This is a genomic window from Marinobacterium sp. MBR-109 (assembly GCF_040547565.1).
Classification (GTDB): Bacteria; Pseudomonadota; Gammaproteobacteria; order Pseudomonadales; family Balneatricaceae; genus Marinobacterium.
Window position 1 is genome coordinate 87,529 of sequence record NZ_JBEPPZ010000008.1, and the last position, 22,382, is coordinate 109,910.

Genomic DNA, 22,382 nt, shown 5'->3' on the forward strand with positions numbered 1-22,382 from the left:
TATCCTCTTAATTCAGCAATTGGCTTATCAGTTCTGCTTAATAACGGCTTCGGCAATATTCTGCGGAGCTTCGGCGTAGCCTTTGAACTCCATAGAATAGGTCGCACGACCCTGAGACGCAGAGCGCAGGTCAGTAGCGTAACCGAACATTTCACCCAGCGGTACTTCAGCGTTGATTACCTTGCCGGATGTGCTGTCTTCCATACCCTGTACCAGGCCACGACGACGGTTCAGGTCGCCCATCACATCGCCCATGTACTCTTCAGGGGTTACGACTTCAACTTTCATCATCGGCTCGAGCAGGCACGGGCTAGCTTCCTGTGCATACTTCTTCAGTGCCTGTGATGCGGCGATTTTAAACGCCATCTCGTTGGAGTCAACTTCGTGGAAGGAACCGTCGTACAGACGTGCCTTCAAACCGATGAGCGGATAACCGGCGATAACACCGTTCTTCATCTGCTCTTCGATACCTTTCTGTACCGCCGGGATGTATTCCTTCGGAATCGCACCACCTACGATCTCGTTGAGGAATTCCAGCCCTTCTTCATCACTCGGGCTGAACTCTACAACAACGTGACCATACTGACCGCGACCACCAGACTGACGAGCAAACTTGTGGTTCGCCACAACAGACTTGCGGATCTTCTCGCGGTAGGCAACCTGCGGCTTACCGATATTGGCTTCCACCTTGAACTCGCGACGCATGCGGTCAACGATGATGTCCAGGTGAAGTTCACCCATACCGGAGATAATGGTCTGACCGGTTTCTTCGTCGGTTTCAACGCGGAATGACGGGTCTTCCTGAGCCAGCTTGCTCAGTGCAATACCCATTTTTTCCTGGTCAGCCTTGGACTTCGGCTCTACTGCAACGGAGATAACCGGTTCCGGGAACTCCATGCGCTCCAGAACAATTTTCTTGTCCAGGTCACACAGGGTGTCACCAGTGGTTACATCCTTCAGACCGATCATGGCCGCGATGTCACCAGCGCGTACTTCCTTGATCTCTTCTCGGCTGTTGGCATGCATCTGAACCATACGACCGATGCGCTCTTTCTTCTGCTTGACAGAGTTGTACACGCTGTCGCCAGAGTTCAGTACGCCGGAGTAGACACGCACGAATGTCAGCGTACCTACAAACGGGTCGGTTGCGATCTTGAATGCCAGTGCCGCGAAGGGTGCAGAATCATCCGCTTCACGTGTTTCGACAGTTTCAGCCTTGTCGTCGAGAGTACCCTCGATCGCCTTGACTTCTGTCGGTGACGGCAGGTATTCAATTACGGCGTCCAGCATTGCCTGAACACCCTTGTTCTTGAATGCAGAACCGGCCAGCATCAGGATGATTTCGTTGTTCAGTGTGCGCGCGCGCAGACCAGACTTGATCTCTTCAACGGTGAGCTCTTCACCTTCGAGATACTTGTTCATCAGCTCATCATTGGACTCGGCAGCCGCCTCAACCAGCTGCTCGCGCAGCTCTTCGGCCTTGGCCTGCAGATCAGCAGGAATGTCTTCCAGAGTGAAGGACATACCCTGATCTTCTTCGTTCCACATGATTGACTTCATGATCACGAGGTCAACAACGCCCTTGAACTGATCTTCTGCACCGATCGGAATATTGATCGGAACAGGGGTCGCACCAAGACGCTTTTTCAGCTGATCGACAACCATGTAGAAGTCAGCACCGGCACGGTCCATCTTGTTGACGAACACCATGCGGGGTACTTCATACTTGTTGGCCTGACGCCATACAGTCTCGGTCTGCGGCTGTACGCCTGAAGAGGCACACAGTACAACCACGGCACCATCGAGTACACGCAGTGAACGTTCAACTTCGATGGTGAAGTCCACGTGTCCCGGAGTATCGATGATATTGACTCGATGCTCGTCAAACTGCTGATTCATGCCACTCCAGAAACAGGTGGTAGCAGCAGAGGTGATGGTGATACCACGCTCCTGTTCCTGCTCCATCCAGTCCATGGTAGCTGCACCATCATGTACTTCACCGATCTTGTGAGACAGACCTGTGTAAAAAAGAACACGCTCAGTGGTTGTGGTCTTGCCGGCATCTACGTGCGCACAGATACCGATGTTACGGTAACGCGCGATAGGGGTTTTACGAGCCACGACTCAATTCCTCTGATGTTTAGAAGCGATAGTGGGCAAAGGCCTTGTTGGCTTCTGCCATGCGATGCACGTCTTCACGTTTCTTAACAGCAGCACCACGACCTTCAGCAGCATCAGCAAGCTCACCTGCCAGACGCAACGCCATGGATTTCTCGCCACGCTTACGGGCGGCGTCTACCAGCCAGCGCATGGACAGAGCCATACGACGGGAGGGACGTACTTCCACGGGCACCTGGTAAGTCGCACCACCTACACGGCGGGACTTGACTTCAACCAGCGGCTGAACAGTTTCCAGTGCTTTTTCGAACAGCTCCAGTGGGTCCTGCTTGGTGCGTTCTTCGATTTTGTCCATCGCACCATAAACAATGCGCTCAGCAACAGACTTCTTGCCATGCACCATCAGGTGGTTGATGAATTTTGCCAGTGTAATGTTACCGAATTTGGGATCCGGCAGGATTTCGCGCTTCGCAGCGACGCGTCTTCTTGGCATTGGATAAGCCCTCTGTAATAAATTAAGGTCTTCAGGATATGCGGATTGTATTCACATCCGCCCTTACTCTTATCGTCTTTCGGTCTCGCTTTAACAGCTACGCAACCCTAAGCGGCCACCGGCTGGAACAGCTTCACCGTCGGAGCGACGGGATCAGGACTTGGGACGCTTGGTACCGTACTTCGAACGACCCTGTTTGCGATCGTTAACACCGGAGCAGTCCAGAGAACCGCGAACAGTGTGGTAACGAACACCCGGAAGGTCTTTTACACGACCGCCACGGATCAGAACAACAGAGTGTTCCTGCAGGTTGTGACCTTCACCACCGATGTAGGAAGACACTTCAAAGCCGTTGGTCAGACGCACACGACATACTTTACGCAGAGCCGAGTTCGGCTTCTTCGGAGTAGTAGTGTAAACACGGGTACACACGCCACGACGCTGCGGACATGCTTCGAGCGCGCGAACGTCGCTCTGCTGCACCTTGCGCTTACGTGGCTGGCGTACCAACTGGTTAATCGTTGCCATTAAGCAAACTCCACGTTTGGTTTTTTACCATCTTTATGGGCTGAACTTTGAGTCCAGCACGAAAGGGCCGGAATTTTAATCAATTCCGGCCCCTGACGTCAATTATTGAGCAATATTTACTCAGCGTCCGGCGAAGACATGGATGCGTTGAGTGCTTCGGTCAGTGCCTGCTGCACATCTTCTGCACTCACGGTCATGCCTTCTGTTGCCATCTGACGTTTACGCTTACGTTCGCTGTGATAAGCCAGACCTGTACCCGCCGGGATCAGTCGACCTACCACAACGTTTTCTTTCAGGCCGCGCAGGAAGTCACGTTTGCCGGTTACCGCACCTTCGGTCAGCACACGGGTTGTCTCCTGGAAGGAGGCCGCGGAGATGAACGACTCTGTTGCCAGAGAGGCTTTGGTAATACCCAGCAGTACGCGCTCGTACTTGGCCGGAATCTTGCCTTCCGCGTCAAGGCGCTTGTTCTGATCAATGATCGCGGCATACTCAACCTGGTCGCCCGGGATGAAGTCGGAATCGCCGGTTTCATTAATCTCGGCCTTGCGCAGCATCTGACGCACAATTACTTCAATGTGCTTGTCGTTGATTGCCACACCCTGGAGGCGATATACCTCCTGAATCTCGCTGACGATGTATTTGGCCAGTTCAGCCACACCCAGGATTCGCAGGATGTCGTGTGCGTTGGACGGACCATCGGAGATGACTTCGCCCTTCTCAACGGTTTCACCTTCGAACACGTTCAGGTTACGCCACTTCTGGATCATGATCTCAACCGGATCGGAACCGTCCAGCGGAGTGATCACAATGCGGCGCTTGCCCTTGGTTTCCTTGCCGAAGGTCACGGTACCGGAGACCTCTGCCAGCACGGCAGACTCTTTCGGTTTACGCGCTTCAAACAAGTCGGCAACACGCGGCAGACCACCGGTGATGTCCTTGTTGACCGAGCCTTCCTGCGGGATACGCGCAAGAATGTCACCGATCTGTACATCAGCACCATCGTTCAGGTTAACAATCGCCTTGGCCGGCAGCAGATACTGAGCCGGCATTTCGGTGCCCGGGTGGAACACGTCGTTGCCCTGCTCGTCTACCAGCTTGACCATCGGACGGATGTCCTTGCCAGCCTGCGGACGATCCTTGCCATCCAGAATCTCAATGGTTGAGAGGCCTGTCAGTTCATCGGTCTGGCGCTTGATGGTGATACCATCTTCCATACCCACGTACTGAATGCGGCCCGCCACTTCGGTCACGATCGGGTGGGTGTGCGGGTCCCAGTTGGCCACAACAGCACCGGCATCAACCTTGGAGCCGTCACGTACCTTGATGATGGCACCATACGGCAGCTTGTAACGCTCACGCTCACGACCATGCTCATCGGTCACACCAACTTCACCCGAGCGAGAGGTCGCTACCAGGTTGCCGTCAGTACGCTCAACGTATTTCAAGTTGTGCAGGCGGATTTCACCACCGTTCTTGACCTGAATGTTATCCACAGCAGCGGCTCGCGATGCAGCACCACCGATGTGGAAGGTACGCATGGTCAGCTGTGTACCCGGCTCACCGATGGACTGGGCGGCAATAACGCCGACCGCTTCACCCCGGTTAACCAGATGCCCGCGACCCAGGTCACGGCCGTAACAGTTGGAGCAGATGCCGATCTGTGCTTCACAGGTGATCGCAGAGCGCACCAGAATCTCGTCAATACCGCTGTATTTCTCGTCATTTTCGAGACGATAAACCCAGGTTTCATCGATCAGGGTACCGGCTTCGATCAGGGTTTCCTTGCCGCTCGGGTCAAGTACATCCTCAGCCACGACACGTCCCAGTACACGCTCACCCAGGGTCACGATCACATCGCCACCCTCGATCATCGGCTGTACCAATACACCCTTGTCGGTGCCACAGTCCGGCTCGGTAATCACCACATCCTGTGCCACATCAACCAGACGGCGAGTCAGGTAACCCGAGTTCGCCGTTTTCAGGGCAGTATCCGCAAGACCCTTACGTGCACCGTGCGTGGAGATGAAGTACTGCAGTACGTTCAGACCTTCACGGAAGTTGGCCACGATCGGTGTTTCGATGATGGAACCATCCGGCTTGGCCATCAAGCCACGCATACCGGACAGCTGACGAATCTGAGCGGCACTGCCTCGAGCACCGGAGTCGGCCATCATGTAAACGGAGTTGAAGGACTCCTGCTCGACCTTGTTGCCTTCGGCATCGATGACAACGTCGACTTTCAGGTTATCCATCATCTTCTTGGCCAGCAGCTCGTTGGCGCGCGACCAGATGTCGATAACCTTGTTGTATTTCTCGCCCTGAGTTACGAGACCATCAGCGAACTGACGCTCGATCTCTTTAACTTCCTTATCGGCCTCGGCAATGATCTCGACCTTCTCGGCCGGGATTTCAAAGTCGTTAACGCCGATGGAAGCGCCGGACATGGTCGCCTGACGGAAGCCCATGTACATCAACTGGTCAGCGAAGATAACCGTGTCCTTCAAACCGCAACGGCGATAGGCTTCGTTCAACAGGCGTGAGATCGACTTCTTCTTCATGGCCTGGTCGACCAGTTCGAACGGAAGGCCATCAGGCACGATATCGAACAGCATGGCACGGCCTACAGTCGTATCCTGCAGCTCATGACGCTCTTCCACATTGCCTTCAATGTCACGGATCACTTCCGGAATGCGTACCTTGATACGCGCCTGAAGATGAACCTGACCGGCGCCGTGGGCGCGCTGCACTTCCTTGATGTCGGAGAAGATCATGCCTTCACCCTTGGCGTTGATACGCTCACGGGTCATGTAATACAGGCCCAGTACCACGTCCTGAGACGGTACAATGATCGGCTCGCCGTTGGCCGGTGACAGGATGTTGTTGGTAGACATCATCAGGGCACGGGCTTCAAGCTGGGCTTCGATGGTCAGCGGAACGTGTACCGCCATCTGGTCACCGTCAAAGTCAGCGTTGTAGGCAGCACACACCAGCGGGTGCAGCTGAATCGCCTTGCCTTCGATCAGGACCGGTTCGAACGCCTGGATGCCAAGACGGTGCAGTGTCGGTGCGCGGTTCAGCAGTACCGGGTGCTCGCGAATCACTTCGTCGAGGATATCCCACACCAGCGGCTCTTCACGCTCAACCATCTTCTTGGCCGCCTTGATGGTGGTCGCATGGCCACGCAACTCAAGCTTGGAGAAGATGAACGGCTTGAACAGCTCCAGTGCCATTTTCTTCGGCAGACCGCACTGGTGCAGACGCAGGTACGGACCGACCACGATTACGGAACGACCGGAGTAGTCAACACGCTTGCCGAGCAGGTTCTGACGGAAACGACCCTGCTTGCCCTTGATCATATCGGCCAGGGATTTCAGCGGACGCTTGTTGGAACCGGTGATGGCACGACCGCGACGGCCGTTGTCCAGCAATGCATCGACGGATTCCTGCAGCATGCGCTTCTCGTTGCGCACAATGATATCCGGTGCGTTCAGGTCCAGCAGACGCTTCAGTCGGTTGTTACGGTTGATCACCCGACGGTACAGATCATTCAGGTCGGAGGTCGCGAAACGACCGCCATCCAGCGGTACCAGCGGACGCAGATCCGGCGGCAATACCGGCAGCACTTCCATGATCATCCAGCCGGGATCATTGCCCGACTTCAGGAAGGCTTCCATCAGCTTGAGGCGCTTGGACAGCTTCTTGATCTTGGTTTCGGAGTTGGTCTGCGGCAGCTCTTCACGCAGCTGCTGGCACTCTTCTTCCAGGTCGATCGAAGCCAGCAGTTCCTTGATCGCTTCGGCGCCCATACGCGCGTCGAAGTCATCGCCGAACTCTTCCAGTGCCTCGAAGTACTGCTCGTCATTCAGCATCTGACCGCGCTCAAGCGTGGTCATGCCCGGATCGATCACGACGAAAGATTCGAAGTAGAGTACGCGCTCAATATCACGCAGGGTCATATCCAGCATCAAGCCGATACGGGACGGCAGCGATTTCAGGAACCAGATATGTGCAACGGGCGATGCAAGCTCAATGTGAGCCATGCGCTCACGACGCACCTTGGTCTGGGTCACTTCAACGCCACACTTCTCACAGATGACGCCACGGTGCTTCATGCGCTTGTACTTGCCGCACAGGCACTCGTAGTCCTTGACCGGGCCAAAAATCTTGGCGCAGAACAGGCCATCACGCTCCGGCTTGAAGGTACGGTAGTTGATGGTTTCCGGCTTTTTGACTTCACCGTAAGACCAGGAACGGATCATATCCGGTGATGCCAGGGACACACGAATTGAGTCGAACTCTTCGGACTGTCCCTGGGACTTCAGCAGATTCAGCAAATCTTTCATTGTCTATAGCTCCTCGCGGAGTTCTCTGCGCCGGGACCCGCGGACCCCGGCCTGGTGATCATTCAGGTCTTACTCGCTCTCAAGCTCGATATCGATGCCAAGAGAACGGATTTCCTTGATCAACACGTTGAACGATTCGGGCATACCCGGTTCCATACGGTGATCGCCATCGACGATGTTCTTGTACATCTTGGTACGACCGTTCACATCGTCCGACTTCACGGTCAGCATCTCCTGTAGGGTGTAGGCGGCACCATAGGCTTCCAGCGCCCAGACCTCCATCTCACCGAAGCGCTGACCACCGAACTGCGCCTTACCACCCAGCGGCTGCTGAGTAACGAGGCTGTAGGAGCCGGTGGAACGGGCATGCATCTTATCGTCAACCAAGTGGTTCAACTTCAGCATGTACATGTAGCCAACGGTTACCGGACGGTCAAACAGGTCGCCTGTGCGACCGTCGTACAGACACACCTGACCGCTGTCATCCATATCCGCCAGACGCAGCAGTGCCTTGATTTCGCTTTCTTTGGCGCCATCAAATACCGGCGTTGCCAGCGGTACACCGCCCTTCAGGTTAGCAGCCAGTTCCAGGATTTCAGCATCGCTGAAGCTGTCCAGCTCTTCCTGACGACCCGCAGTCAGACCGCCGTGGTCATCATTGTAGATCTGTCCCAGGAAGGTACGCAGCGCCTTGACCTTCTCGGCCTTGGCCTGCTCCTGTTCCAGAATACCGTTAATCTTGCGACCCAGCCCCTTGGCGGCAGCACCGAAGTGCGTCTCCAGAATCTGACCCACGTTCATACGTGACGGTACGCCCAGCGGGTTGAGCACGATATCGACCGGCTCGCCATTGGCATCGTACGGCATGTCTTCAACCGGCATGATAACCGAGATAACACCCTTGTTACCGTGACGACCCGCCATCTTGTCACCAGGCTGTACGCGGCGCTTGGTGGCAACGTATACCTTGACGATCTTGAGTACGCCCGGAGCCAGATCATCGCCGGTCTGCAGCTTGCGTTTCTTGTCTTCAAAACGCTTGTCCAGGTTCTCGCGACGCTCTTCCAGGTGCTTGCGTGCCAGCTCCAGCTCTTCTGCTACCGACTCATCCGCCACACGGATCTTGAACCATTCGGACTTTTTCAGTCCGGACAGGAACTCTTCGCTGATCGCTTCGCCTTTCTTAAGACCTGCGCCACCTTCAGCGGACAGACCGACCAGCTTGCGCTGCAGACGCTCGAAAGTTGCCTGCTCGACGATGCGGAACTCTTCGTTCAGATCCTTGCGAATGGCATCCAGCTCCGATTTTTCGATCGAAAGTGAACGCTCATCCTTCTGAACGCCGTCACGGGTAAATACCTGGACATCGATGACCTTGCCGATGGTGCCGGTCTTCACGCGCAGGGAGGTATCCTTAACATCGGATGCCTTTTCACCGAAGATCGCACGCAGCAGTTTTTCTTCCGGCGTCAGCTGGGTTTCGCCCTTCGGCGTTACCTTGCCAACCAGGATGTCACCCGGGCCCACTTCGGCACCGATGTGAACTATGCCGGCTTCATCCAGCTTGGACAGTGCAGACTCGCCCACGTTGGGAATATCGGAAGTAATCTCTTCCGGTCCCAGCTTGGTGTCACGCGCCACACAGGTCAGTTCCTGAATGTGGATGGTGGTGAAACGGTCTTCCTGAACCACACGCTCGGAGATGAGGATGGAGTCCTCGAAGTTGTAGCCGTTCCAGGGCATGAACGCGATGCGCATGTTCTGACCCAGCGCCAGTTCACCCAAGTCAACGGACGGACCGTCAGCCATGATGTCACCGCGCTGTACCACTTCGCCCGGACGGACGATGGAGCGCTGGTTGATGCAGGTGTTCTGGTTGGAACGCACATACTTGGTGAGGTTGTAGATATCCACACCGGCATCGCCCGCCTGAACTTCATCGTCATGTACACGTACCACAACGCGAGCAGCATCGACCGACTCGATCACACCACCGCGACGCGCAACCACGCAGACACCGGAGTCCTGCGCTACGTTACGCTCAATACCGGTCCCGACCAGCGGCTTCTCGGCACGGAGAGTCGGCACGGCCTGACGCTGCATGTTGGAGCCCATGAGCGCTCGGTTGGCGTCATCGTGTTCCAGGAACGGAATCAGTGCCGCTGCAACGGATACCACCTGACGCGGAGACACATCCATGTACTGGATACGTTCCGGCGGCATTACGGTAAATTCGTTGAGGTGACGCACTGCCACCAGATCGTCGGTCAGACGACCGTTATCATCCATGGCTGCAGAAGCCTGGGCGATAACGTACTTGTTCTCTTCAATCGCCGACAGATAATCGATTTCGTCGGTTACCTGACCATCCAGCACGCGACGGTACGGAGTTTCAAGGAAACCATAGTCGTTGGTGCGGGCAAAAACGGCCAGCGAGTTGATCAGACCGATGTTCGGACCTTCAGGGGTCTCGATCGGGCATACGCGACCGTAATGGGTCGGATGCACGTCACGGACTTCGAAGCCGGCACGTTCACGGGTCAAGCCACCCGGGCCCAGTGCGGAAACACGACGCTTGTGCGTAATTTCCGACAGCGGGTTGTTCTGGTCCATGAACTGTGACAGCTGACTGGAACCGAAGAATTCCTTGATCGCGGCTGCCACCGGCTTGGCGTTGATCAGGTCTTGCGGCATCAGGTTGTCGGACTCGGCCATGGAGAGACGCTCACGTACGGCGCGCTCGACACGTACCAGACCTACACGGAACTGGTTCTCGGCCATTTCACCGACGGAACGGATACGACGGTTGCCCAGGTGATCGATGTCATCAACGGTGCCACGACCGTTGCGGATCTCGATCAGGGTCTTCATGACGTCCAGAATGTCACTCTTGTCGAGCACACCGGAACCGGTCACTTCTTCACGACCCAGTCGACGGTTGAACTTCATGCGACCAACGCCGGACAGGTCATAGCGCTCTTCGGAGAAGAACAGGTTCTCGAACAGACCTTCAGCCGATTCCTTGGTGGGCGGCTCGCCGGGACGCATCATGCGATAGATTTCAACCAGCGCTTCAAGCTGGTTGCGGGTCGGGTCGATGCGCAGAGTGTCAGACACGAACGGACCGCAATCCAGGTCGTTAGTGTACAGTGTCTCAATGCGATCGATGCCCAACACCTGCATCTTGCCGATTAACTCTTCGGTGATCTCGGCGTTGCAGTTGGCCACCAGCTCACCCGTACTCGGGTCAACCAGATTGCGGGCCAGCGCCTTGCCGATCAGGTACTCGGCCGGCACGTTCAACTGCTGCATGCCTGCCTTGGCCATCTGGCGGATGTGACGCGGCGTGATGCGACGACCCGCTTCAACGATCACGTTGCCTTCAGGGTCCTTGATCTCGAACGACATGGTCTCGCCACGCAGACGCTCGGGGATCAGGTCCATCCAGATGGCATCCTGTTCGAGGGTCCAGCCGGTGGTTTCGAAGAAGGTTTCGAGAATCTCTTCCGCTTCAAGACCCAGCGCACGCAGCAGAATGGTAGCCGGCAATTTGCGGCGACGGTCGATACGTACGAACAGACTGTCCTTCGGATCGAACTCGAAGTCGAGCCATGAGCCACGGTAAGGAATGATGCGGGCAGAATACAGCAGCTTGCCTGAAGAGTGTGTCTTGCCCTTGTCGTGGTCAAAGAACACACCCGGAGAGCGGTGCAGCTGAGATACGATGACGCGCTCGGTACCGTTAACAACGAAGGTACCGTTCTCGGTCATCAGGGGCATTTCGCCCATGTAAACTTCCTGCTCCTTGATATCCTTGACCGCCTTCGTAGAAGAGTCGCGATCATAGATGATCAGGCGCACTTTGACGCGCAGAGGCGCTGCGTAGGTAATACCACGCTGCTGACACTCTTTCACGTCGAATACGGGTTCGCCCAGACGGTAACCGGCGTACTCGAGGGCTGCGTTGCCAGAGTAAGAGACAATTGGAAATACGGAATTGAACGCAGCGTGCAAGCCTTCGTCACGACGTCCATCGCTTGCGTTGCCATCCTGCAGGAAGCGACGATAAGAGTCGAGCTGAATCGCCAGCAGGTATGGCACATCCATAACCTGTCGCAACTTGGCGAAATTCTTGCGAATGCGTTTCTTCTCAGTATATGAATAAGCCATCAGTGTTCCCCAGCATCTGCACCCAGGTTGAGAAGCCAGTCCGTCGCATGCCTGCGATCGGGCTGTGTAGCCATTATTTATTTGCTGTCTATAAATAACGGAAAAAGGCCGGTGGCGTTTCGCCACCAGCCATACGCTTTCAAGCAGTTTTAAGCCGCTTTTTGCGCATCAACGCGATTACTTGAGCTCAACAGTCGCGCCAGCTTCTTCCAGAGCCTTCTTCAGCTCTTCAGCTTCATCTTTGGAAACGCCTTCTTTGATGGTAGACGGAGCGCCGTCAACCAGCTCTTTGGCTTCTTTCAGGCCCAGGCCGGTAGCGCCACGGACAGCCTTGATGACGTTTACTTTCTTGTCGCCGGCAGCAGCCAGAACAACGTTGAACTCAGTCTGCTCTTCAGCAGCAGCGCCGGCATCACCAGCCGGACCAGCCATAACAGCAGCAGCGGCAGTTACGCCGAACTTCTCTTCCATGGCTTCGATCAGAGTAACTACGTCTTTAACAGACATTTCAGAAATTGCGTTGATGATATCTTCGTGAGTCAGAGACATGATTCAAATCCTGATAATTGGGTAGAGCGATAGCTCGTTAAAACTTTCAAAAAACAGCCGAGAACGTATCTCAGGCCGCTTCCTGCTCTTTCTGGTCGCGAATGGCCGCAATAGTACGAACCAGCTTGCCAGCTGAAGCTTCTTTCATGACGCTCATCAGCTTGGCGATCGCTTCGTCGTAAGTCGGCAGGCTTGCCAGCATTGTAATGTCGACCAGTTCACCTTCGAAGGCGGCTGTTTTCAGCTCGAGCTTCTCGTTCTTTTTCGCGAAATCCTTGAGGATACGCGCACCGGCACCTGGGTGCTCGGTGGAGAAGGCGATAATGGTCGGACCAACAAAGCTGTCCTGCAGACATGCGTAGTCAGTGCCGTCTACTGCGCGACGAGCCAGCGTGTTGCGTACGACTTTCAGCCATACGCCGTTTTCACGGGCTTCTTTACGCAGAGCAGTCATGTCTTCTACAGTTACACCGCGTGAATCGGCTACAACTGCAGACAGAGCAGACTTGGCAGCTTCCTGGACTTCAGCGACGATCGCTTTTTTGTCTTCGAGTCCTAATGCCACGATTTACTCCTGGATATAGTCTTACGACTGTTTACCAACCACCCCGCCTGGCGGGGCTTCTGAGTACGGTGGTTTTGATTCACATGAATCTCACCGTCTGCGCAGGCTGGTGTTTCCATTAAGATGCCGCAACCGAAGTGACGACATCACCTGCGGTCTTTGACGGCCTTCGTCTCTGTATTACAGGTCACGAAGACCCTCAAAAAACCTTTACGTCGATCAGAAGCTCAGAGAGGACTGATCGATCGCCAGACCCGGGCCCATGGTAGTGGACAGGGTCACTTTCTTGACATAAACACCCTTGGCAGAAGAAGGCTTCAGCTTCTTCAGTTCAGCCAGCAGTGCTTCAACGTTCTGCTGGATGGCCTGAGCTTCGAAGCCCAGCTTGCCAACGGAGCAATGAATAATACCGTTCTTGTCAGTACGAAAACGTACCTGACCGGCCTTGGCGTTGTTAACAGCAGTCGCCACGTCGGGTGTTACAGTACCAACCTTCGGGTTCGGCATCAGACCGCGCGGACCCAGAATCTGGCCCAGCTGACCCACAACGCGCATGGCGTCCGGAGTCGCGATCACAACGTCAAAATCCAGGTTACCGGCTTTTACCTGCTCAGCCAGATCATCGAAACCAACGATGTCTGCACCAGCCGCTTTTGCCTTTTCGGCATTCTCGCCCTGCGCAAAAACCGCAACACGAACATCCTTACCGGTACCGTTCGGCAGTACGCTGGAACCACGCACAACCTGATCGGATTTACGCGGATCAACGCCCAGGTTCACCGCAACGTCGACAGACTCGGTGAACTTGACAGCAGAAACTTCGCCCAGCAGAGAAACAGCATCAGTTACTGCGTACAGCTTGCCGCTCTCGATTTTTTCACGAATCGCCTTCTGGCGCTTTGTCAGCTTAGCCATTATTCATCACCCTCTACAACAAGGCCCATGGAACGAGCGCTACCGGCGATGGTGCGGACAGCCGCATCCATGTCAGCCGCGGTCAGATCAGGCATCTTGGTGGTTGCAATCTCTTCCAGCTGAGCACGGGTAACAGTACCCACTTTCTCAGTGTTCGGACGTGCAGAACCACTCTTCAGGCCTGCAGCCTTCTTCAGCAGAATGGCAGCCGGCGGAGTCTTGGTGATGAACGTAAAGCTGCGGTCGCTGTATACGGTAATAACAACCGGAGTCGGCAGACCGGGCTCGATACCCTGGGTCTGGGCGTTGAACGCCTTACAGAACTCCATGATGTTAACACCGTGCTGACCCAGAGCCGGACCTACGGGAGGACTCGGGTTAGCCTGACCTGCTTTTACCTGCAGCTTGATATAAGCGTTGATTTTCTTAGCCATTAAGCTACTCCTTTGGGTTCAAACGCCCTGCGGGCTCCCCATTTCCACAACAACGAAAACCGCCTGATGGCGGCTTCGTTACCAGAATCTCAGGCCTTTTCAACCTGAGTGAATTCGAGCTCGACCGGTGTCGAGCGCCCGAAGATGAGAACAGCCACCTGCAAACGGTTCTTCTCGTAGTTAACCTCTTCGACCACGCCGTTGAAGTCAGCAAAGGGACCGTCGATGACACGCACCATCTCACCGGGTTCAAACACAGTCTTAGGCCTCGGCTTGTCTGCACCGCTTTCAACACGCTGCAAAATCTCCTGAGCCTCTTTTTCAGTAATCGGTGCAGGCTTGTCAGCCGTACCACCAATAAAGCCCATTACGCGGGGAGTATTCTTCACCAGATGCCAGGTCTCATCATTCATGACCATCTGCACCAGCACGTAACCGGGGTAGAACTTGCGCTCGGACTTACGCTTTTTGCCGTCACGGATCTCAACCACCTCTTCGGTGGGAACCAGCACATCACCGAACAGATCCTGCATACCATGCAGTTCGATCCGTTCTTTCAGCGCGTTCATGACTCGCTTTTCGTAGCCGGAGTAGGCATGCACGACATACCAGCGCTTCTTGTCCATGTCCATGCTTACACCTCTTATCCGATGGCGCCGGACACCAGCCAACCCAACAGGGAATCAAGCCCCCAGAGCGCCAGCCCGACCAACAGTACAGCAATCACTACAATTGCAGTTGTCTGCAGCGTTTCCTGGCGCGTCGGCCAGACAACCCTGCGAATTTCATTCTTGGCTTCTTTAAACAGCCTGAAGAATGCCTTTCCTTTCGCGGTCTGCAGTGCGATCAGCCCTGCAACCACTGCCAGCGCGAGCAGCGCCAGAACACGGTACAGCAGCGACTCGCCAGCGAACATGGAGTTCCCTACCACACCAGCCGCAACCAATGCTACAACGACAAGCCACTTCAGGCCGTCGAGTTTAGATCCTTCGGAAGTCACTTTAGAGTTCACGCCAGGGCCTCGGAAAAATGAAAGCTTGCGCTTTGTGTGACGCCATTCCCGATTAGGAATGGCAGGCCAGGAGGGACTCGAACCCCCAACCTGCGGTTTTGGAGACCGCTGCTCTGCCAGTTGAGCTACTGGCCTGTTGCGTAACAGGGAGGCACATTATATGCACCTCCCCGCACGGGTGCAACAGGTAATTACCGAATTTTACTCGATAATCTTGGCAACCACACCGGCGCCAACGGTACGACCACCTTCACGGATGGCGAAGCGCAGGCCTTCTTCCATCGCGATCGGGTTGATCAGGGTAACGGACATCTGGACGTTGTCGCCCGGCATGACCATTTCAACGCCTTCCGGCAGTTCACAAGCACCCGTGATGTCTGTGGTACGGAAGTAGAACTGCGGACGGTAGCCCTTGAAGAACGGAGTGTGACGACCGCCTTCTTCCTTGCTCAGCACGTACACTTCGCCTTCGAAGCGAGTGTGCGGCTTGATTGAACCCGGCTTGCACAGTACCTGACCACGCTCAACGTCGTCACGCTTGGTGCCACGCAGCAGCGCACCAACGTTCTCACCGGCACGGCCCTGATCCAGCAGCTTGCGGAACATCTCAACACCGGTACAGGTGGTCTTGGTGGTGTCGCGGATACCCACGATTTCCACTTCGTCACCCACGTTCAGGATGCCACGCTCGATACGACCGGTTACAACGGTACCACGACCGGAGATGGAGAATACGTCCTCGATCGGCATCAGGAACGGCAGGTCGATGGCACGCTCCGGCTCAGGAATGTACTCGTCCAGGGTCTCAACCAGCTTCTTGACGGCAGTGGTGCCGAAGCCGTTGTCGTCTTCGCCGTTCAGCGCCATCAGCGCAGAACCTACAACGATCGGAGTGTCGTCGCCCGGGAAGTCGTACTGATCCAGAAGTTCGCGAACTTCCATCTCAACCAGTTCCAGCAGCTCTTCGTCGTCTACCATGTCGGCCTTGTTCAGGAACACGACAATGTACGGTACACCGACCTGACGAGACAGCAGGATGTGCTCACGGGTCTGCGGCATGGGGCCGTCAGCAGCGGAACATACCAGGATCGCGCCGTCCATCTGCGCTGCACCGGTGATCATGTTCTTCACGTAGTCAGCGTGGCCCGGGCAGTCAACGTGCGCGTAGTGGCGAGTCGGTGACTCGTACTCTACGTGAGAGGTAGAGATGGTGATACCACGCTCACGCTCTTCCGGTGCATTGTCGATACCGTCAAAGGCAACGGCGGCGCCGCCCCATACTTCTGCGCAGACGCGAGTCAGTGCAGCGGTCAGTGTCGTTTTGCCGTGGTCAACGTGGCCGATAGTACCTACGTTAACGTGCGGCTTGTTACGTTCAAATGATTGCTTAGCCATCGCGAGTCAACCTGATCAAGTCGTTTCAAGGACGCAAATACAACAAAGGGTAGACATATCTCTATATCTACCCTTTGCGACAAAACTGGAGCTCATGGGCGGATTTGAACCGCCGACCTCACCCTTACCAAGGGTGTGCTCTACCCCTGAGCTACATGAGCATATTCGGTACATCTTCGTTGGAGCGGGTAGCGGGAATCGAACCCGCCTCTTCAGCTTGGAAGGCTGAGGTAATAGCCACTATACCATACCCGCTTGAACGGAGATGGTGGTGGGAGGTGGATTCGAACCACCGAAGCTCGCGCGTCAGATTTACAGTCTGATCCCTTTGGCCACTCGGGAACCCCACCAGCCTTTCAAACACTTCGCCGAAATGGTGCCGGCACGAGGAGTCGAACCCCGGACCTACTGATTACAAGTCAGTTGCTCTACCAACTGAGCTATACCGGCCTTGACCGTCGAAGTGGTGCGTATCTTACTGATCCGACTGGGGCTGTGCAAGCCCCGAACATAATTTTTTTTCAATTTTTATACCCGGCCAGCCACGCAGCAAAAGCTGCCGGGATGCCTGGCCAATTTCTGTTCCGGCCGGCACTTCAATTTCAAGCAGAACCCCTGTACCCGGCTGCATGATGGGCCGCAACTCACTGTTGAGCCCCAGCCCTTCACTCAGCGCACGCTGCTCAACCACTGCATCGGCACGGGCCCGTTCACCCATGAACGGCCCCAGCAGAAAGCGTCCCTGACGGGTTTGTGGTACCCAGCCCGCAAGCGCCAGCCGGTCGAGCAACTCCCGCTGAGCCCCTGCCTCCGAAGGTATTTCAACTGCCAGCTGATAGCCCGCCACTTCATCAGGCGCGGGGGTCTGTGCAACATCCATGACGACCGGTGCCAGCCGCCCAGCTGCCTGCTCAGCCTCATTCGGCGTTGCAAAGACACCCAACTGATAACACTCGGTCTGTAGCGGGCGCGCACTCTCGCCAGCGGCCAGTTCGTGCAGCAGCCGCAGCCCGGTCACCTGCTCCGGACGGGATGAACTGTCCGCAGAGATCGCCTGCTCACGCTGCGCATACCACAGAAACAGCAGCGCATTGCATAACAGCAGGACAAGCAGCAACCAACGTAACATGCTCTACTCCAGCGCCCAGCGCAGACCGTCCATGACCAGATCAGGCACAAGCTCTCCCATCCCCATAAGTTCGCAGAACAGCGCACCATCACCGCCGGTCACAAACAGAGGCGCGCCGGCCTGTTGCTGCTCCAGCCAGTGTGGCAGCATCTTTGCCAGTGAACTGAACATGAGATTGGTGCCATGCACCACAGCGCTACTGGTGTCACGACCCGGCTCGACACTGAACGCCTCGATATCACGGTCGACCAGAATGCCGGCCGTAGAGCCGGTCAACACCTGACGCATCAATCGCAATCCCGGCAAAATATAGCCGCCTCGATGCTCACCTTCGGCATCAAGCAGGTCGACAGTGATCGCACTACCGCAGTCAACGATACAGCAGGCTTGCTCGCAACGCTGCCAGGCCGCCAGCATCACCAGCCAGCGATCGACCCCCATCCTGGCCGGATCAGCGTAACTGTTGCGCACCCCTGCAGCCATCTCAGCCGTGCGTGCAAACCGCACAGGCACACCCCAGACCGATGCAACAGCGTCAGACAGCGCCTGTTCGAAAGCCGCCCCTGCCACTGAACCCGCCAACACCTGCTGCGGCACCTCAGCACAGTCACGCAGATTTGCTGGCGCAAACTCATGCGTCAGCCAGCGACCGCTTGCCACAGACCTGGCGCCTTCTCGGTAGCGCCATTTGATGAATGTATTACCCGCATCAATTTCAAGGATCATTGCAGCCGCACACTCATTTCGCCACCGTGGAACACCTCCTGCCCTGCACTTGTCTGCAGGCGCAACCCACCCTGATCGGTTACCCCAAGACAGGTGCCCTCATACCGACGGGGCCCAGAACTCAAGGCAACTTCGCGCCCACGAAAGGCGTTGGCTTCCTCCCAGGCCGAGCGCAGCGGTGCGAAACCGCTGGCCTCAAAACGCTCCAGCATGTTGATCAGCTCAGCGACCACAACGGCAAGCAGGCGAGTTCTTGAACCGGAATAGCCCAGCCGAGCCAGGTCTACACAGGGCTGATCCAGCTGTTCCACCACTGCCTCAGGCAGCTGAACATTGAGACCTATGCCAATGGCCACCTGACATTCGCCTGCTGCATCGCCGCTGAGTTCAATCAGAATCCCTCCCAGCTTGGCATCATTCACCAGCAGATCATTGGGCCACTTGAGCCCGATATCCACCAGACCCTCCTGCTCCAGCGCCTGCTGCAATGCCAGTCCCACCGCAAGACTGAGCCCCTCAAGCGCTGCAGCACCACTGTTAAAGCGCCAGGCCAGTGAGAAACAGAGACTGGAACCAAGCGGACTGACCCATTGTCGTCCACGTCGTCCCCGCCCGGCGTGCTGAAACTCGGCAGCAAACAGGCCCGTTGCGACCCCCGCCTGCATCGCATCCAGTGCACGCGTATTGGTCGAGTCCGTTTCTACCGTCAGTGTCAACTGCCCCAACCGTTCACGCACAGCCTGCGGCAGTTGCTGCAGCAGCTCCGATTCATCCAGCAGATCCAGACCACCGGGAATGCGATAGCCCCGACCCTTCACGCTATACACCTCAACACCCAGCTCCTGCAGCCGTTGCATATGCTTCCAGACGGCACTGCGACTGATACCCAGGGTACGGCCAATCTCGCTGCCGGAATGAAAGGCGCCATCAGCCAGAACCTGCAGCAGGTTATCCAGCATCATGCTGCCTTGCCTCCGGCACGATCCAGCACGATAAAGCTGTAATCATAAGGGTTGGGTTCAATGGCATTGAAGTCTTCCCGCGCCACCTCATGCCACTGCGCGGGGTCGAGCGGCGGGAAATGCGCATCACCCTGCACCTCGGCATGGACCTGAGTCAGATAGAGCCGATCAGCCTGCGGCAGAGCAAGCGCATATATCTCGGCACCACCAATGACCAGCGATTCCTCAAAGCCATTGACCAGTGCCAGGCTTTCCGCCAGCTCAATCGCCTGTTGCAGACTGTGGACAACCCGAACCCCTGCTCCATCGTGTGTCCAGTCCGGATTGCGCGTGATGATGATGTTGGTGCGACCCGGCAGCGGTCGACCGATCGACTCGAAGGTTTTGCGCCCCATGATGATCGGCTTGCCCAAAGTCACCCGTTTGAAGTACTTCAGATCCTCCGGCAGATACCAGGGCAGCTTGTTGTTATTACCGATTACTCGGTTCTGAGACTGGGCAGCAATCATTGCCAGACGCATGACTTCTCCTTGGGATCAAACAGCGATGGGGGCACGAATGGCAGGGTCAGGGTCGTAGCCAACCACTTCAAAATCATCGAAACAATAGCTGAATATATCCGCCGGACGGCGCTTGATACGCAGCTGCGGCAGGGTCCTGGGTGTACGTGACAACTGCTCGTCGACAATTGTCGGGTCGTTCAGGTGATTGGCATACAGGTGCAGGTCGCCAAAGGTGTGTACAAATTCACCTACTTCAAGCTCACACTGCTGCGCGATCATGTGTGTCAGCAGCGCATAGGAGGCGATATTGAACGGCACCCCCAGAAAGAAGTCGGCACTGCGCTGGTACAGCTGGCAACTCAGCCTGCCATTGGCAACGTAAAACTGAAACAGCGTGTGACAGGGGGGCAACGCCGCCTTGCCGCGCCGGGCATTTTCCTGCGGACTGAGCGACTCATCCGGCAGGTCAGCCGGGTTCCAGCCGCTGACGATCAGGCGACGCGAATTGGGGTTGTGCCGGATCTGCTCAACAACCGTCGCGATCTGATCGATGCTGGAGCCGTCCGGGCAGGCCCAGGAACGCCACTGCTTGCCGTAGATCGGCCCAAGCTCACCGTTTTCCAGCGCCCATTCGTTCCAGATGCTGACACCTTGCTGCTGCAGCCAGGTATTGTCGGTACTGCCGGAGAGGAACCAGAGCAGCTCGTAGACCACCGATTTCAGATGCACCTTTTTGGTGGTCAGCAATGGAAAGCCTTCGCTCAGATCAAACCGCATCTGGCGCCCGAACAGGGAACGTGTACCCGTGCCGGTGCGGTCACCCTTGTCGGTGCCCTGCTCCTTGATCTCACGCATCAGATCCAGATACTGCTGCATATGCGCCCCGCTCCAAAAACAAATGGACTTTATTCTAGGGCGTTTGGCTTGTGTAGACCAGATTGATCTACGTTTTGCGGCGGTAAGCCAGCCGCATCAGCAACCCACCCAACAGCAGCATCGGCAGCGACAGCAACTGGCCCATGGTCAGCCACTCAAACGCGATGAACCCGAGATGACCATCCGGCTCACGCACAAACTCAACCAGAAAGCGGAAGCAGCCATAGGCCAGCAGGAACAGGCCTGACACTGCCATGCGTGGACGTGGACGCGATGAGTACCACCACAGCAGCGCAAACAGGACGACACCCTCCAACAGCATCTGGTACAGCTGCGACGGATGCCGCGCCAGCATGTCACCGGCACGAGGGAAGATTACGCCCCAGGATTGATCCGTTGGCCGCCCCCAGACCTCCCCGCCGATAAAGTTGCCCAGACGACCGGCACCCAGCCCGATGGGCACCAGCGGCGCAATGAAATCGCCGATTTCAAAGAAGCTCTTGCCCTGACGTCGGGCAAACAGCCACACCACTGTCAGCACGCCCAACAGGCCGCCATGGAACGACATGCCACCTTCCCACACGGCAAACAGCCACAGCGGATCCTGCAGGAAGTAGCCGAAGTTGTAGAACAGCACATAACCGGCTCGCCCGCCAATGATCACACCGACCGCGCCCCAGAACACCAGATCCGATACCTGCTGTTCAGTCCAGCCGGAGCCAGGTTGGCGGGCACGTCGGTTACCCAGCCACCAGGCACCGCCAAATCCGATCAGGTACATCAGTCCATACCAGTGAATCTGCAGCGGGCCCAGTTCCAGCGCCAGCGGGTTGATATCATGAATCCACATAAAGCCTCACCAGAGATTACCGACAATGAAACGCAGTGATACCGCGAGCAAAAACAGAGCAAAAATTCTTTTCAGCTTCGCCTGAGGCAGACTGTGCGCCAGCCGCGCACCGATCGGCGCCGTCAGATAGCTGGCCAGTACAATACCGGCAAAGGCCGGCAGGTAAACATACCCCAGGCTCCACGCTGGCAGCTGCTTTTCTCCCCAACCCAGCCAGATGTTGGTGCCCGCGCCCATCAGCGCGATCGGCAGACCACAGGCGGCCGAGGTCGCCACCGCCTGCTGAATGCCGACCCGACGCCAGTTCAGATAGGGGACTGTCAGGGTGCCGCCACCAATGCCGAAAATCGCAGACGCCCAGCCGATACCAGCCCCTGCAGCACCCAGTTCAGGTTTCGATGGCTGCGTTTCACCTGCAGAGGGCTTGAGATTCAGGGCCATTTGCACAGCCACCAGCAGCACAAAAATGCCGATGGTCAACTGCAGAACAGGGCCGGGCAACTGTACCGCCGTGTTCACGCCAAGCAGAGCTCCGAGCAGAATACCGACCCCCAGCGGCCGAAACAGTTCCCAGCGTACCGCCCCCCGCCGGTGATGCGCCCGGACAGAGCTGATCGAGGTGACTACGATGGTCGCCAGCGAGGTTGCCACCGCCATATGGGTCAGCACAGCGGCCGGTATTCCCTGCAGTTCAAAGGTAACGATCAGCACGGGCACAATCAGCAGGCCGCCACCGATTCCAAACAGACCGGCCACAACACCGGCCAGCGCACCCAACAACAGGTAGAGCGCCAAAGTTGTTAACATGGTT

Annotated in this window: 19 protein-coding genes and 5 tRNA genes; all 24 read right to left on the reverse strand. The window is 56.4% G+C overall.

Translation table 11 applies throughout. The features are described 5' to 3' along the window. Positions 1–27: 27 nt before the first annotated feature. A complete protein-coding gene (fusA, locus tag ABIE60_RS11605) occupies positions 28–2,121 on the reverse strand; it encodes an elongation factor G (protein WP_354469549.1) in 2,094 nt (697 codons plus the stop codon). A gap of 19 nt (positions 2,122–2,140) precedes the next feature. Beyond that, positions 2,141–2,611, reverse strand: a complete 471-nt coding sequence (gene rpsG / locus ABIE60_RS11610) for a 30S ribosomal protein S7 (RefSeq protein WP_091826383.1) — start codon at positions 2,609–2,611, stop codon at positions 2,141–2,143. A gap of 153 nt (positions 2,612–2,764) precedes the next feature. Further along, entirely contained in the window at positions 2,765–3,139 is a 375-nt protein-coding gene (gene rpsL / locus ABIE60_RS11615) for a 30S ribosomal protein S12 (RefSeq protein ID WP_091826381.1), read from the reverse strand. Positions 3,140–3,255: 116 nt separating this feature from the next. Further along, a complete protein-coding gene (gene rpoC / locus ABIE60_RS11620; RefSeq protein WP_354469550.1) occupies positions 3,256–7,485 on the reverse strand; it encodes a DNA-directed RNA polymerase subunit beta' in 4,230 nt (1,409 codons plus the stop codon). A 69-nt stretch (positions 7,486–7,554) separates the two neighbouring features. Further along, positions 7,555–11,655, reverse strand: a complete 4,101-nt coding sequence (gene rpoB / locus ABIE60_RS11625; protein ID WP_354469551.1) for a DNA-directed RNA polymerase subunit beta — start codon at positions 11,653–11,655, stop codon at positions 7,555–7,557. Positions 11,656–11,832: 177 nt separating this feature from the next. Beyond that, positions 11,833–12,204: a 50S ribosomal protein L7/L12 gene (gene rplL, locus ABIE60_RS11630; RefSeq protein ID WP_091826376.1), complete on the reverse strand. Its 372-nt coding sequence runs from the start codon at positions 12,202–12,204 to the stop codon at positions 11,833–11,835. A gap of 70 nt (positions 12,205–12,274) precedes the next feature. After that, positions 12,275–12,769, reverse strand: coding sequence for a 50S ribosomal protein L10 (gene rplJ / locus ABIE60_RS11635; RefSeq protein WP_354469552.1), 495 nt, complete (start codon positions 12,767–12,769; stop codon positions 12,275–12,277). A 219-nt stretch (positions 12,770–12,988) separates the two neighbouring features. After that, complete coding sequence (gene rplA / locus ABIE60_RS11640) at positions 12,989–13,684, reverse strand: 50S ribosomal protein L1 (RefSeq protein ID WP_091826373.1); 696 nt, start codon at positions 13,682–13,684, stop codon at positions 12,989–12,991. Then, on the reverse strand, positions 13,684–14,118 hold the full coding sequence (gene rplK, locus ABIE60_RS11645) for a 50S ribosomal protein L11 (RefSeq protein ID WP_091826371.1): 435 nt from the start codon (positions 14,116–14,118) through the stop codon (positions 13,684–13,686). The genes rplA and rplK overlap by 1 nt, the downstream gene beginning before the upstream one ends. Before the next feature lie 89 nt (positions 14,119–14,207). Then, positions 14,208–14,750 carry a transcription termination/antitermination protein NusG gene (gene nusG, locus ABIE60_RS11650; protein ID WP_354469553.1) on the reverse strand — a complete coding sequence of 181 codons (543 nt, stop codon included), beginning with the start codon at positions 14,748–14,750 and terminating at the stop codon, positions 14,208–14,210. An 11-nt stretch (positions 14,751–14,761) separates the two neighbouring features. Beyond that, a complete protein-coding gene (gene secE, locus ABIE60_RS11655; RefSeq protein ID WP_354469554.1) occupies positions 14,762–15,130 on the reverse strand; it encodes a preprotein translocase subunit SecE in 369 nt (122 codons plus the stop codon). 59 nt (positions 15,131–15,189) lie between these two features. Beyond that, a tRNA-Trp gene (locus ABIE60_RS11660) sits at positions 15,190–15,265 on the reverse strand. A 66-nt stretch (positions 15,266–15,331) separates the two neighbouring features. After that, positions 15,332–16,525: an elongation factor Tu gene (gene tuf / locus ABIE60_RS11665; RefSeq protein WP_354469548.1), complete on the reverse strand. Its 1,194-nt coding sequence runs from the start codon at positions 16,523–16,525 to the stop codon at positions 15,332–15,334. A gap of 86 nt (positions 16,526–16,611) precedes the next feature. Further along, positions 16,612–16,686, reverse strand: a tRNA-Thr gene (locus ABIE60_RS11670). Positions 16,687–16,705: 19 nt separating this feature from the next. Continuing rightward, a tRNA-Gly gene (locus tag ABIE60_RS11675) sits at positions 16,706–16,780 on the reverse strand. An 11-nt stretch (positions 16,781–16,791) separates the two neighbouring features. Next, a tRNA-Tyr gene (locus ABIE60_RS11680) sits at positions 16,792–16,875 on the reverse strand. A 24-nt stretch (positions 16,876–16,899) separates the two neighbouring features. Beyond that, positions 16,900–16,975 (reverse strand) — tRNA-Thr (locus ABIE60_RS11685). A 25-nt stretch (positions 16,976–17,000) separates the two neighbouring features. Then, a complete protein-coding gene (locus ABIE60_RS11690) occupies positions 17,001–17,654 on the reverse strand; it encodes a hypothetical protein (RefSeq protein WP_354469555.1) in 654 nt (217 codons plus the stop codon). Positions 17,655–17,657: 3 nt separating this feature from the next. Then, positions 17,658–18,380 carry a type III pantothenate kinase gene (locus ABIE60_RS11695; protein ID WP_354469556.1) on the reverse strand — a complete coding sequence of 241 codons (723 nt, stop codon included), beginning with the start codon at positions 18,378–18,380 and terminating at the stop codon, positions 17,658–17,660. Then, the gene (birA, locus tag ABIE60_RS11700) at positions 18,377–19,342 is read right to left on the reverse strand and encodes a bifunctional biotin--[acetyl-CoA-carboxylase] ligase/biotin operon repressor BirA (protein ID WP_354469557.1); all 966 of its coding nucleotides are present in this window, start codon (positions 19,340–19,342) and stop codon (positions 18,377–18,379) included. Before birA ends, ABIE60_RS11695 begins: the two co-directional genes overlap by 4 nt. Then, positions 19,339–19,863, reverse strand: a complete 525-nt coding sequence (locus tag ABIE60_RS11705; protein ID WP_354469558.1) for a dihydrofolate reductase — start codon at positions 19,861–19,863, stop codon at positions 19,339–19,341. Before ABIE60_RS11705 ends, birA begins: the two co-directional genes overlap by 4 nt. 15 nt (positions 19,864–19,878) lie before the next feature. After that, a complete protein-coding gene (locus ABIE60_RS11710) occupies positions 19,879–20,721 on the reverse strand; it encodes a thymidylate synthase (protein WP_354469559.1) in 843 nt (280 codons plus the stop codon). A gap of 67 nt (positions 20,722–20,788) precedes the next feature. Next, positions 20,789–21,571: a prolipoprotein diacylglyceryl transferase gene (gene lgt, locus ABIE60_RS11715; protein WP_354469560.1), complete on the reverse strand. Its 783-nt coding sequence runs from the start codon at positions 21,569–21,571 to the stop codon at positions 20,789–20,791. A gap of 6 nt (positions 21,572–21,577) precedes the next feature. Then, positions 21,578–22,378, reverse strand: coding sequence for a sulfite exporter TauE/SafE family protein (locus ABIE60_RS11720; protein ID WP_354469561.1), 801 nt, complete (start codon positions 22,376–22,378; stop codon positions 21,578–21,580). Positions 22,379–22,382: the final 4 nt, after the last annotated feature.

Excerpts from the sequence above, each read along its gene's own strand:
- rpsL (WP_091826381.1), bottom strand. The coding sequence starts at position 3,139 with ATGGCAACGATTAACCAGTTGGTACGCCAGCCACGTAAGCGCAAGGTG.
- ABIE60_RS11710 (WP_354469559.1), bottom strand. The coding sequence starts at position 20,721 with ATGCAGCAGTATCTGGATCTGATGCGTGAGATCAAGGAGCAGGGCACC.
- ABIE60_RS11720 (WP_354469561.1), bottom strand. The coding sequence starts at position 22,378 with ATGTTAACAACTTTGGCGCTCTACCTGTTGTTGGGTGCGCTGGCCGGT.
- rpoB (WP_354469551.1), bottom strand. The coding sequence starts at position 11,655 with ATGGCTTATTCATATACTGAGAAGAAACGCATTCGCAAGAATTTCGCC.
- rpsG (WP_091826383.1), bottom strand. The coding sequence starts at position 2,611 with ATGCCAAGAAGACGCGTCGCTGCGAAGCGCGAAATCCTGCCGGATCCC.
- rpoC (WP_354469550.1), bottom strand. The coding sequence starts at position 7,485 with ATGAAAGATTTGCTGAATCTGCTGAAGTCCCAGGGACAGTCCGAAGAG.
- ABIE60_RS11690 (WP_354469555.1), bottom strand. The coding sequence starts at position 17,654 with ATGTTACGTTGGTTGCTGCTTGTCCTGCTGTTATGCAATGCGCTGCTG.
- nusG (WP_354469553.1), bottom strand. The coding sequence starts at position 14,750 with ATGGACATGGACAAGAAGCGCTGGTATGTCGTGCATGCCTACTCCGGC.
- rplL (WP_091826376.1), bottom strand. The coding sequence starts at position 12,204 with ATGTCTCTGACTCACGAAGATATCATCAACGCAATTTCTGAAATGTCT.
- ABIE60_RS11695 (WP_354469556.1), bottom strand. The coding sequence starts at position 18,380 with ATGATCCTTGAAATTGATGCGGGTAATACATTCATCAAATGGCGCTAC.
- rplK (WP_091826371.1), bottom strand. The coding sequence starts at position 14,118 with ATGGCTAAGAAAATCAACGCTTATATCAAGCTGCAGGTAAAAGCAGGT.
- tuf (WP_354469548.1), bottom strand. The coding sequence starts at position 16,525 with ATGGCTAAGCAATCATTTGAACGTAACAAGCCGCACGTTAACGTAGGT.
- ABIE60_RS11705 (WP_354469558.1), bottom strand. The coding sequence starts at position 19,863 with ATGCGTCTGGCAATGATTGCTGCCCAGTCTCAGAACCGAGTAATCGGT.
- rplA (WP_091826373.1), bottom strand. The coding sequence starts at position 13,684 with ATGGCTAAGCTGACAAAGCGCCAGAAGGCGATTCGTGAAAAAATCGAG.
- birA (WP_354469557.1), bottom strand. The coding sequence starts at position 19,342 with ATGATGCTGGATAACCTGCTGCAGGTTCTGGCTGATGGCGCCTTTCAT.
- lgt (WP_354469560.1), bottom strand. The coding sequence starts at position 21,571 with ATGTGGATTCATGATATCAACCCGCTGGCGCTGGAACTGGGCCCGCTG.